Source organism: Candidatus Brocadia sp. (assembly GCA_021646415.1).
Lineage (GTDB): Bacteria > Planctomycetota > Brocadiia > Brocadiales > Brocadiaceae > Brocadia.
Map to the genome: position 1 here is coordinate 1 of SOEU01000012.1, position 11,692 is coordinate 11,692.

10 protein-coding genes are annotated in these 11,692 nt (G+C 41.8%); 3 read left to right on the forward strand and 7 right to left on the reverse strand.

What is annotated here, in order from left to right; translation table 11 throughout:
• Positions 1 to 1,016: carboxypeptidase-like regulatory domain-containing protein (locus tag E3K36_10605; GenBank protein MCF6155683.1), on the forward strand; the 1,016-nt coding region annotated here is incomplete at its 5' end.
• A gap of 159 nt (positions 1,017 to 1,175) precedes the next feature.
• On the opposite strand, the gene E3K36_10610 is transcribed toward E3K36_10605, so the two are convergent.
• The 4 genes from E3K36_10610 to E3K36_10625 form a co-directional block, all read right to left on the reverse strand.
• Positions 1,176 to 3,248 (reverse strand): glycogen debranching protein, encoded by a 2,073-nt coding sequence (locus tag E3K36_10610; GenBank protein ID MCF6155684.1) that lies wholly within the window; start codon positions 3,246 to 3,248, stop codon positions 1,176 to 1,178.
• A complete protein-coding gene (locus E3K36_10615; protein ID MCF6155685.1) occupies positions 3,229 to 4,062 on the reverse strand; it encodes an enoyl-CoA hydratase/isomerase family protein in 834 nt (277 codons plus the stop codon). Before E3K36_10615 ends, E3K36_10610 begins: the two co-directional genes overlap by 20 nt.
• A 265-nt stretch (positions 4,063 to 4,327) precedes the next feature.
• Positions 4,328 to 6,352, reverse strand: coding sequence for an FAD-binding protein (locus E3K36_10620; protein MCF6155686.1), 2,025 nt, complete (start codon positions 6,350 to 6,352; stop codon positions 4,328 to 4,330).
• Positions 6,353 to 6,931: 579 nt separating this feature from the next.
• Positions 6,932 to 7,114: a putative motility protein gene (locus E3K36_10625; GenBank protein ID MCF6155687.1), complete on the reverse strand. Its 183-nt coding sequence runs from the start codon at positions 7,112 to 7,114 to the stop codon at positions 6,932 to 6,934.
• A 355-nt stretch (positions 7,115 to 7,469) separates the two neighbouring features.
• On the opposite strand from E3K36_10625, the gene E3K36_10630 reads away from it, so the two are divergent.
• Positions 7,470 to 8,786, forward strand: a complete 1,317-nt coding sequence (locus E3K36_10630; GenBank protein MCF6155688.1) for a hypothetical protein — start codon at positions 7,470 to 7,472, stop codon at positions 8,784 to 8,786.
• 120 nt (positions 8,787 to 8,906) lie between these two features.
• Positions 8,907 to 10,442 (forward strand): hypothetical protein, encoded by a 1,536-nt coding sequence (locus E3K36_10635; GenBank protein ID MCF6155689.1) that lies wholly within the window; start codon positions 8,907 to 8,909, stop codon positions 10,440 to 10,442.
• Between the two features lie 328 nt (positions 10,443 to 10,770).
• Here the strand turns inward: E3K36_10635 and E3K36_10640 are convergent, their stop codons facing one another.
• Genes E3K36_10640 through E3K36_10650 form a run of 3 tightly spaced genes read right to left on the reverse strand, consistent with a single transcriptional unit; the run spans position 10,771 to position 11,477 of the window.
• Complete coding sequence (locus E3K36_10640) at positions 10,771 to 11,001, reverse strand: methyltransferase domain-containing protein (GenBank protein MCF6155690.1); 231 nt, start codon at positions 10,999 to 11,001, stop codon at positions 10,771 to 10,773.
• A 6-nt stretch (positions 11,002 to 11,007) separates the two neighbouring features.
• On the reverse strand, positions 11,008 to 11,250 hold the full coding sequence (locus E3K36_10645) for a methyltransferase domain-containing protein (GenBank protein MCF6155691.1): 243 nt from the start codon (positions 11,248 to 11,250) through the stop codon (positions 11,008 to 11,010).
• A 38-nt stretch (positions 11,251 to 11,288) separates the two neighbouring features.
• Complete coding sequence (locus E3K36_10650; GenBank protein ID MCF6155692.1) at positions 11,289 to 11,477, reverse strand: hypothetical protein; 189 nt, start codon at positions 11,475 to 11,477, stop codon at positions 11,289 to 11,291.
• Positions 11,478 to 11,692: the final 215 nt, after the last annotated feature.

The following is an 11,692-nucleotide window of genomic DNA, read 5'->3' on the forward strand; positions in this document are numbered from 1 at the left end:
TTGCTGCCGGAGATTACACCCTTACTGCGTCTGCAACAGGCTACACTTCTGCATCCCAGTCTGCTACGGTAATAACAGGCAAGAACACCAGGGCTGATTTCGCATTGACATCTGGAGGGACGCCCACACCAACACCCGGAACAGGCAATCTCGGAGGGCAGGTAACGGACACCGGGACAGGGGCAGGTATTGTTGGTGCAACGGTATCGACCGATACGGGGCTTACATCTACTACGGTCAAAAACGGTGCCTACGCATTCCGCAACATTGCTGCCGGAGATTACACCCTTACTGCGTCTGCAACAGGCTATGCATCTGCATCCCAGTCTGCTACGGTAATAACAGGCAAGAACACCAGGGCTGATTTCGCATTGTCATCCGGAGGGACACCCACACCAATACCAACGCCATTGTTAACCCCGACGCATGGAACAGGTAACCTTGGAGGTCAGGTAACAGACCTAGGAACAGGGGCAGGTATTGTTGGTGCGACGGTATCGACCGATACGGGGCTTACGACCGCTACGGTCAAAAACGGTGCCTACACATTTCGCAACATTGCTGCCGGAGATTACACCCTTACTGCGTCTGCAACAGGCTATGCATCTGCATCCCAGTCTGCTACGGTAATAACAGGCAAGAACACCAGGGCTGATTTCGCATTGTCATCTGTTGTAACGCCAACACCCGCACTGACACCGCCACCAACATGCGAAGCCAACCTGTTAGTGGCGTTTCCAAAAAGACTAAGGCTACAAACAGAGGAAAGCGCCGAAGAAACAATAACAGTGTTCTGTGAGAACGGTACCCCTCTTCCAGGTGAAATGATAACGTGGAATATTAGGTCTGGTAAAAAACGGATAACGATCACACCGAACAGTGCTGTAACAGACGCTAACGGCGAGGCCAGATTCACGATTACAGCTACAGACAGGATCGGTGGTGCAAAGATCAAATTTAAAGATGAATCAGCTGATCTTAAGATGACAGTAACCGTAAAGGTTATGAGTAAATAGACTCCCTGTTCAAATCAACACAGGGAAAAGTGAATTCCCTGTTGAAGTTTTTCTAAAAAAGCTAAAACATACGAATCTTCTCGTTAACTATTCGTATGCCAGATTCTGGATGGTTACCGGATTACGGACATGTCTTAACAATTTTTATAATACTCATTGTCAAGCCCCGTAAATATGTTCAAAATAAACCCGTAATATCTCCGCTACGCTCCATGCCTGTGAGATACACCCCCGGGGTGTATGCGGAGGGTCCCCATCAAATATCTCAGAAATAGTCCCCAGACCCGCTTCAAATAAGTGTGCATAAAACGGCCCGAATAATCCTTTGAGATATTTTGGGGTATCTTCACTGCCTGCATATACCCTGGCGTAGGCTGAAATGTATGGGCCTATCAGCCATGCCCATACCGTACCCTGATGATACGCCCTGTCCCTCTCATACTGATTTCCATGATATTGATTGATGTAGTCTTTGTCTTCCGGTGACAGGCTTCGCAAACCATACGGTGTTAATAAATGTGTTTTTACGATTTCTATCACGCTCCTTTGTCTTTGTATGGATAGCATCGAATATGGCAGGCTCACGGCAAATATCTGATTCGGTCGAATGGCCTTATCCCTTATTTCACCGTCGATACAGTCATAGAGATATTGTCCCTTATCAAACCAAAAGATGTTATGAAATGATTCGCTTACTTTTTGGGCCAGCGAATTATACTCATTACCTTCCTCGCTTAAATCCATCTCACGAGCAAAGAAGGCCATGATTTTCAAGGCATTATACCACAAGGCATTGATTTCCACGGCCTTTCCCCTGCGGGGAGTCACAACCCAATCACCCACCTTTGCATCCATCCACGTTAGTTGCACTCCCTCGGCACCGGCATGGATTAACCCATCTGAATCCATATGAATGTTATAGCGTGTCCCTTTCCTGTAATACTCAATGATCTCTTTTAACACACTATAGAGATCCTTACGAATAGTCTCCAAATCCTTTGCAAGGCGCAGGTACTGGTATACAGCATGAATGTACCACAACGATGCATCAACGGTATTGTATTCAGGCATCTCACCATAATCGGGGAATCGGTTAGGTATCATCCCCTTGTCAACAAACCGGGCATAGGAAAGTAATATCTCTCTGGCGTCTTCAAATCTGCCCCGTATGAGAGTAAGCCCGGGTAGTGAGATCATCGTATCACGTCCCCAATCGCCAAACCAGTGATATCCAGCAATGATGCTCTTTTTATTATTTCCCCGTTTCACAATAAAACTGTCTGAGACGGCCAACAATGATTCAACCAATTTGGCAAGTTCGTTGAAAGGTGTCGGCTGTCTGGTGCCAGGTGTCAGGTGTTCGTGTTCCTTTTTCTGATCCCTGATCCCCGACCCCTGATCCCTATTTTCCGTTTGGCTGAGACGATAGTTCAATAGTATGTTCTTCCTGCGGTCTATTTCTTTATTTAATAATTCAAAAACATCTAATGTGTCATATTCTTTTGTAGAGGCCACAACATAGCAATCCGTCCCTTTATTCAAATCAAAGTGCAGTGCAAAGGGACTGAAGTGGCCTTCGTGGGCATCCATACCGCGTTCGATCTCCTTTGGATATTCCATATTTTTATACCAAAATGAAGAATTATCCATTGATTGTGCATTAAAAAAGAGATACAGGGGTGGAAGTGTATCGTAAGGTTGTAAACATATTCCATTTGCCAGAATTTTGTAGTCCGTCTTAAAAGACGGATTTTCCCTGGTGAGCCAGTGATAGTCCCGAAACGCTACCATAACTCTCACCTTCATAGTAAGGGTGGACGGCAGTTTGTCTCTACTTTTTACCTGATAGAGGATTACGGTAGTGTTTTCTCCATGAACCATAAACACGATTTTTTTGACATGTATTCCGTCGATAGAATAATGAAATGTCGGAAACGGTGTTAAGCTAAACTGGGTAAGATTTTTATATCCGGAAGGATAGACAGCATCAGGATAGAGGTTTGTTGACAGCGGAAACTCTTTGTCTTCTATGGAAAGAAATTCTTCTAATTTGGAGAGCATTAGGGTACGTCCGAGGGGAGGTCTCGTTGCGGCCATGAGCAGACCATGATAACGTCTTGTATTGGCCCCGATTATCGTAGAGGAGGCATAACCGCCAATTCCGTTGGTCTCCAGCCATTCCTTTTCGATAGCCATAGAGACATTATGGCAGTTATCTTCGTTGAGTACCATCGTTATTTTGTTTGTTTTTGTTCACGAGCTTCAGGCGCATCATCTCTGCAAAGAGCCCTACCTCATATTCGATGCCTTTGAGAATATCGTTCTCTACAGCAAAGTTAATACACTTCTTCATCTCTTTGAGTGCCCTCGCATCCCTTTCCAGTAAAGTCTTTGCCAAAGTTACGGCATGATCTAACACCTCTTTATGAGGTGATATTTGGTTGACAAGACCCCACTCCAGGGCTGTTTCGGCACGAATCATCTTTCCCAGGAACAGCATCTCCTTGGCACGGGCTGCACCAATATAGCGAGGCAGGCGCTGTGTACCACCCAGGCCTGGGATAATGCTCAATTCAGGTTTTGCCTCTGGCAGACTGAAAAATGAAAGTTCTGATGCAACGCGCAGGTCACATAGCATGGCAAGCTCCAGGCCTGCCCCGATTGTAACACCGTTAATAGCGGCGATAACGGGTTTTTTGCAATTTTCAATTTCTACGAACATGTCATGTGCGCGTTTAAACCGCTCGTAGTTTTTTTCGGCCACAAGGCCAGAGATCCAGGAACCAAAGAGCTCGTCACGGTCAGCGCCATCGCTGAAGACCCCCCTAAGTTTGCTGGCAATGATAATAGCGCCAATCTTATCATCTCCCTCGTATTGATCCATTTTGTCGTAAATGGCATCCAAAAGCCATGAACCTATAGAGTTTCGCGGAGGTTTTTTCATGGAGATAATGCCAATTGCCTTACCATTATCTCCGGAAATTTCTTCAAATTCGATGTGGTTATAACCGGAGTTATCACCACGGTTCATACGGATGTCTTTCATTTTTATTTACAAATTTAGTATTTGTTCATGTAAGTTTTAAACACACATATATATATATGCACTTATTCACCAGATAATTTCGGAGGGGCTTGTAACCAGAAGAATAAATAATAAAGTTCATTGGTAAATTCGTAACTCCCGGGTCCGCGTTCTTTGTCCTTCTTTGTATTTCTTCGGTTCTGCCAATAAAAAATTCTAATGGCACAGGAACACCCGGCGTAAATGGTGAATATTCTTTAATCATAATTATATTTTCCGAATGTTTTTATATTTTAAAAGCCACTTCAAACCCTTCGTGAATGGCTTCAAGTGCGGTACGCACTTTTACACAATCGCCAATGAAGTATGTTTCCGGGAATTTACCTTCCAATTGCTTTTGTAGATCGGTATTAGGGCTGTATCCCACTGCAATGATAACGGTATCGGCCTTGATAAAATGTTCCTCTCCATTCTTTTCATATATCACGCCCCCATTTCTTCGCCCGTTTTCTCCGGGGTTGTTTACAATTTCTTTTACTTGTACTTCCGTTATCTCTTTTACACCCGCATCTTTTAACTCCTTGAGAATAATCCATCTTGTGGAGATGCCAAACCCACCTCCTATTTTTTTCCTCATCTCCAGCATAGTAACATTCTTATTTCCCCTTGTCGTATACTCAATTACGTCTTTGGCGTCAATAACCTTTTGTTTGAGGAGAAAGCAAGCCACATCCGGTCTCATTGCACCCTGTCTGGCCGCATGTAAAGCCACTTCACAGCCAACCGTTCCCCCTCCAATAATAACAACATCTTTCCCTACGGACACCCCCCCATCCAATACCGCACTGGCAGCATATACATTTTTCCCTTTTATTCCAGGGAAACCAGGCATTATAGGATTCCCACCCGTAGCCACAATTACCGCATCAGGGCACTCTTCTTTTATGATCTGTAAATCTGCCTCCATTCCGGTTTTTATCTTTACCTGAAGCTTTGAAATCTGCCTTTCCAGATACGTTATAATATTTTGTATTTCTTCACGTCCGGGAGGAATAAAGGCATATCGTAATTGGCCACCCAACTGGTTATTTCTTTCGTAGAGTGTAACTTCATGTCCCCTTAATGCCAGAACGCGGGCTGCTTCCATCCCGGCAGGTCCACCACCCACGACTACAACTTTTTTGGGTCTGTTCGTCCTGGTTATCTTATATTCACCCTCATGTCCTGCTATTGCATTATACGTGCAGGAAACGGGCTTAAAATTAAGCAGGGAATCGAAACATCCCTGATTACATGCAATACATGTCCTGATGTCATCAAGTTGCCCATTTTTATATTTATTCGGTAATTCGGGGTCTACGATGAGCGGTCTTCCGATAGACACCATATCGGCCTGTTCATTATCTAAAATCTCTTCAGCCAATTGAAGATCATTTATCCTCACAGAGGCAATCACTGGGACTTTTACCTGAGATTTGATCTTCTCTGAAAGAAATACATAAGCCATCCGCGGAATAACCATCAGCATGATCGGCGTCTTGCTCTCATGCCAGCCGGGAGATACGTTAAAGACGTCCACACCTGCCTTCTCTAAAATCCTGGCAATTTCTATACTCTCGTCTATCTTGAGCCCTTCTTCTACAAAGTCATCCCCTGACATCCTAAAAATAATAGGATAATCCTTCCCGACAGTCTCTCTTATCGCAAGAACCATTTCTCTGGCAAAACGGGCCCTGTTTTCAAGGCTTCCACCGTATTCATCATCACGTTTGTTGGTAGCTTTTGAGAGAAACTGATTAATGAGATATCCCATCCCACCGTGAAGTTCCACGGCATCGAAACCTGCCTTTTTTGCCCTCACGGTAGCACTGACATAGTTATCAATAACAATTTTGATCTCGGGAACCGTTAAGGCATGGGGTTCCTGCTTAATACTTCTATGTGTTAGTGAGGAGGGCGCAACAGGCTGCATCTTTGTAAAAAAAGACGATGCGCTTCTGCCACCATGGAGAAGTTGCGCTGCCACACGGACGTCATACAAGTGAATGGTATCGGTTAATCTTCTTAATCCGGGAATGAGTTCATCCCTATCCAGCCCAATAATACTCTTCCAGACTTTACCATTCATTTCCGGATAACAACCACCCACGACAATAAAACCGATGCCACCCTTTGCCCGTTCCTCGTAAAATTTGATAATCCGGCCATTGATAGTGCCATCCGAGGTAAATCCCAGATCCATGGCAGACATGATTATCCTGTTTTTTAAAGTCATCTGACCGATCTTTATTGTGTCAAACAGTTTGCTCATAATTCATTCTTAAATTAATCTGAACGCTGATTCTCATAAATATACAAGATAAGTATTTATCAATCATTTTTTAAAATTATTCCGTTATCAACGGCTATACATTTCCAACAATACTACTCTATTTACAATTTAAGCTATTTGCGGTATTTAATGAAGTGACCCTTTAATCGTTGAAACAATCAATGACCAATATTTCACAAAGGGCAAGGGAATAAGATGAAGATATTTGAAGCAACGTAGTTATCCTTCTTCGAGAATTTTTATGGAAAATATGTCAATAATTGTAAACAATAACATGTTCTCATTCTGAAATGTCAGGCACTTTGGGATTATAAGATTCACACCTGCTTTTGTCAAGTTTATCCTTACGTGAACGCAATTTCACATTCCCAATCAAAAAATTTAGGGTGTGCCGGTAAGGTATGGGATACGAGTGAAAAGGGTGGAAGTAAAGAAGAGTGGAAAATCTTTAAATAATTACATACTCAAAAGTATGCTTTGTATTCATCTTTCGATGGTGAAACATCAAAGATGAATTTCCGGATAGTTTTATCACAACAATTTCGGATCTAAACTCATTTAAGCATAAACATCAACATTTTTACCAACCCCTTCTGGATTGCTAAAACTTTCATTTGCCTGTTTTTGTTCTTCGATGAGCTTTAATACCGTTTCACCCTGCATCTTCATGAAGTCCATAGCTTTTTTTACCATCTCTATATTATTATCAACGGACATTTTTGGCGTAATATTGCCTATCATTATAATTTCCTCCTTATATTGATGAGGGTTTATGGATACAGCCGGAACTGGAAAATGATATTCTCATACCGTCCTGATCTATAAAAAGAATGACATGAAGCATTTTTTATTATCGGAATATTCCAGGAATTGTTTAATACTTTTTTAGAAAATTATTTTGACATTTTGATGACACATTTATCACAATAATACAACAAAATAATTTTCAATGTAAACCTTTATGATCGGAAGGCTCGCAGAAGCGCATGGGAATATATCCCCTCCCTGAAAGTCTTCCCATCGTTTGCAGAAAAGATTCCTCACCCCCTTGCAGGAGATGATAAAAGTGAGGGATAATTTCAGATGAAATATTACTGTGATTATCAATCCTGAACAAATCAAGACTTTTGTCAATACAAACTACCCTTACCTCGGCGTAAATAAACAGCAAGAGGTCTCCCGGCTTCTGTTTGAGATTGCCAAGCGTGAACGCATAGATTATACAGAGGTAGCTGAGCGCTTGCCAAAACCACCAAGTCGATTTTCCCTGCTGAAAGATTATCTTCTGAAACGACGTTATCCATCTCTTGCCGTTAAGGGCCATAAAATCAGGCCGTCTTTTCCCGATATTAGCATTAATCCGGCATTGCAAGTGGATGTTACTTTGAAACCGCGGATCAACCCCGGAAATCTGTTCATAGAAGAATCTGTTTTGCATACTGAAATGGTGAAAAGGGTAGTAGCTCAATTCCCAAAGAGCAATATTGAAATAATCAAGACTTATAAAGAACATACGGAGAAGAAACAGTTTAGCATCGAAGACTATAACAGAAGGTCAGAGAATTTTTACCTTGTGCGCGAGAACTATGATTTCTATAAACGGTGTCCTTGTTCCAGCAAATCTGCATCATGTGGTTATTTTATTGTTAATCTGGGAAGTGGATGTGTGTATGAATGCTCTTATTGTGTTTTGCAGGATTATATCAATTCACCCGGCATTATCCTGCCAGCCAATATCGAGGACTTTTTTTTGGCTTTTCAGAATTTGAAGCATGACATCCGTTGCGGCTCGTGCGAGTTAACCGATTCTCTGATCTTTGATCACATTACAGGATACTCACCGCAGATCGTCGAATTCTTTCGTCACTATCCCAGAAGCACGTTCGAGTTTAAAACAAAGAGCGATAATATCGGGCTTTTGACCTCAGTGCCGGGGGCAAACAATATAGTCGTCTCCTGGTCAATGAACCCCCAGCTTATTGTGGACACCGTTGAATATTTTACCGCTACGTTACCTCAACGTTTAGCAGCTGCACAGAAATGCGTTGATTGCGGATACAGGGTCGCCTTCCATTTTGACCCGATTATTTACTACCCAGAATGGGAAGCCGATTATGAAACATTGATTAATGACATCTTTGATACCATCGATGGAGGAGATATCGCATGGATAAGTCTTGGAACACTGCGCATGACACCACGACTGAAAAAGATCATTGAAAATCGTTTTCCAGATAACACAATACTCGATGAGGAATTTTTCGTTGGCCACGATGGCAAACTCAGATATCCACGGGATGTTAGGGCTTTCATATACAAAAATATGACATCCTGGATTCGCAAGCGCAGTAAAGACGTTCCTGTTTATCTGTGTATGGAAGAAAAGTCAATGCATTTAGACCATGCAACTTAAAATTAACCCTGTCAGGGTTCTAAACCCTGACAGGGTTGACTCACGAATTTCGTGCCTCTGATTTTGTCTTTTCCGACTTGTTCAGGTTAGGAATTTTCATTTTATTTAGATGGAGATAGTGTGAAAACTCTATTGATGAATACCCTCAAAACATCCAAAAACATTGCTTGTTTGATAACATGCAATTTTCTACTTCTTGTTCTTTTCGGTTGTGCTCAATCACCGCAGCATGACGAGACAGAAACATATTTCGGCGTCCTCGATAACATCAAAATAACAAAGAAAAGGCAAATAATCGACTATTTTAACAAGATAAAACAAACAGTTCATGGGGTGAACAAAGACGATAAAATATTACATTGTTTCACTGTAATGAGAAACTACTATAATTCAAATCCAACGAGGGCAGATGCCCCATCTCTTTACAAGTTAGAGTATGAAATGGATGTGCATTATGTAAAAAAATATGGAGATTTTTATGATATCCTTTTCGTAGACAATAAGGGTTTTGTTTTTCACAGTATCAAACATGAGGCAGACTACCACACAAATCTTTTTACCGGACAATTCTCTGATACGCAACTGGCAAAGCACATGAAAAATAATCCGGATAGTGAATTTGTGGATTATGAATTTTATTTCCCATCAGACGAGCCCGCTGCCTTTTTTCTGAAACCAGTACAGGAAAACAACGAAATGCTCGGGTGGTTGGCACTCCAATTCCCCATCAATAAAATCAACGCCATACTTTCTGATCATGAAGGTCTGGGGAGGACTGGTGAAGTTTACCTTGTAAACAAGAACAAACTCATGCTAACCGATTCGAGGTTTATTGAAGACAGTACTATTCTCAAACTGAAAATCGATACAGAAGCTATCAGATTAGCCCTTACCAGAGAAACCGGGAAAATGATAATAAATGATTACCGGGGCGTAAGGGTTCTCAGTTCTTTCGAACAATTTGATGTCTTCGGGCATTCCTGGATAATCATTGCTGAGATTGACGAAGACGAAGCTGTTTCAAATCATTATCAAAGACATAAAAAATTCTACCTTCCCAGGATAGTAGAGTATTATACCAACATGGCTTCCAAAATTAACGCATCTGGAAAAGAAATGAGCAGGGACAAAAAAGGGAAAAGGGTTGATATGAATGAGTTCTGTATGACAAGATCGGGAGAAGTACTTGAAACGCAAGGGGTTGGACCGTGTACTTCAATAATCATTTATTATCCAAAAAAATTTGGGTATCTTGTCCATATTAGCCCAACAGACGAAATTTATCAAAAACCTCTCCTGGTAAAATATTTGCCATGGGGGAAAAAAACGTGCCTTCTGGAAGAGTTAATAAAGAGAATCCAATATTATGACATCTATCCATACCAACTGAAGGACCTACAATTTGTCATAATTGCCACCCATGATAAGAGCCTTGAAACTATTATTAATCAACTATACAAAGCGGGAGTAAATCTTGCTCAAATAAAGTTTTTATATAATCCACTGGCGAATTATGCAAATGTTGCGTTCAATCAGTCAGATGATTCTGTTTCTGTAGAATGGCTATCTCAAAATGGGGGAAAAGCCTCCTTTTCTGAACATGCCTCTGCTATTGATTCGATTGGATCCATTGTAAAAAAGATAACAATTCAATGATTCAGTAGTAAATCAGATCCGAGGCAACTTTTCTGATCACCAGGACGCCGGGTTACAGCGAAAAAAACTATTCATCAATTTGTCATATACCAGAAATATTTCTTTTATAAGGCACTGTATTTTTCTCAAATAAGCCATACTTTGGAAATGAAAAACTCGTTTAGGAATGGCGTTTCTTTCATTTAAAAGAACCATTGCATGTCCGAAACGTCGCTCCGATTGTATACCTGGAGGTTATCATGCCGGTCGTCCCTGCATACTCCACCAGAACAAAGCCCACACTCTTCATTAACCCGACAAGATCCCGAACCGGGATCGCACCCCCAATTCAGTCCGACCAAGTCTCAAGACTGTTAATTATCCCGGCAGGAAGATCCAACTTCAAGACGATATCTGCAAACCGAAGACGGCCATTGGGCTTAAGGATGCGGTATATCTCCCGAAAACACCTCTCCTTCATTGGTAAGAAATTCAGCACGCCATTGGAAATCACCACGTCAAAGACGCTGTCGTAAGGGATCGCTTCAGAACCCGCAAGATGAACTGCGCCATTAGACACACCCGCTCATCTCAGGTTCATCCGGGCGCTCTCTACCATTTCCGGCGTAAGGTCAATTCCGCATACCCGTCCCGTTTTACCAATAAATCTACTTGCGACGATGAGGCCAAATCCTGCGCCACAGCCTACGCCCAGGATGGCCTCTCCAGGATTAATCGGGCCAAGGGAGAAGGGATTCCCTACATTAGCAGAATAAATGGCACCTACCCAATCTGGAAAGAAAAAACCTGATGTACCAATCTTAATCATACCTTATGAGGTTGAAGAATCTGTGTAATTTTAATGGTCTAGACATTGAGTTGCATAACTCCAACGCATTTCGTTCTGACATTTGAAACCCCTTCACACCCCGATCGAAACTGAGCTTCGAGGTTGCGAATGAGCAATGAAATTTGTTCATCCATTTCTTTTAGGTTTGAGGCAGCATGATTTTCTTTCCATTCTTGTTGCATGAGAAGTTCAACATCGCTTTTCATTTGCCTGCCCAGTAAAATGAATTCTTTATATAATTCTTTTTTTATTAACCAATGGTTTTTTAATCCCGAAGAGATAATATATTCTTGTTATTGTTGTTCTTGCTATTATATTCCACCTCTTCGGGGTTATATGATGTATTGCGGTTTTTTCCTATAAGCATATCATCCCTTCGGGATTTTTTTTCTTTCGCATTCCCCGAAAAGAGTTTTAACCA

Excerpts from the sequence above, each read along its gene's own strand:
- E3K36_10610 (MCF6155684.1), bottom strand. The coding sequence starts at position 3,248 with ATGGTACTCAACGAAGATAACTGCCATAATGTCTCTATGGCTATCGAA.
- E3K36_10615 (MCF6155685.1), bottom strand. The coding sequence starts at position 4,062 with ATGAAAGACATCCGTATGAACCGTGGTGATAACTCCGGTTATAACCAC.
- E3K36_10620 (MCF6155686.1), bottom strand. The coding sequence starts at position 6,352 with ATGAGCAAACTGTTTGACACAATAAAGATCGGTCAGATGACTTTAAAA.
- E3K36_10625 (MCF6155687.1), bottom strand. The coding sequence starts at position 7,114 with ATGATAGGCAATATTACGCCAAAAATGTCCGTTGATAATAATATAGAG.
- E3K36_10645 (MCF6155691.1), bottom strand. The coding sequence starts at position 11,250 with ATGATTAAGATTGGTACATCAGGTTTTTTCTTTCCAGATTGGGTAGGT.
- E3K36_10650 (MCF6155692.1), bottom strand. The coding sequence starts at position 11,477 with ATGAAAAGCGATGTTGAACTTCTCATGCAACAAGAATGGAAAGAAAAT.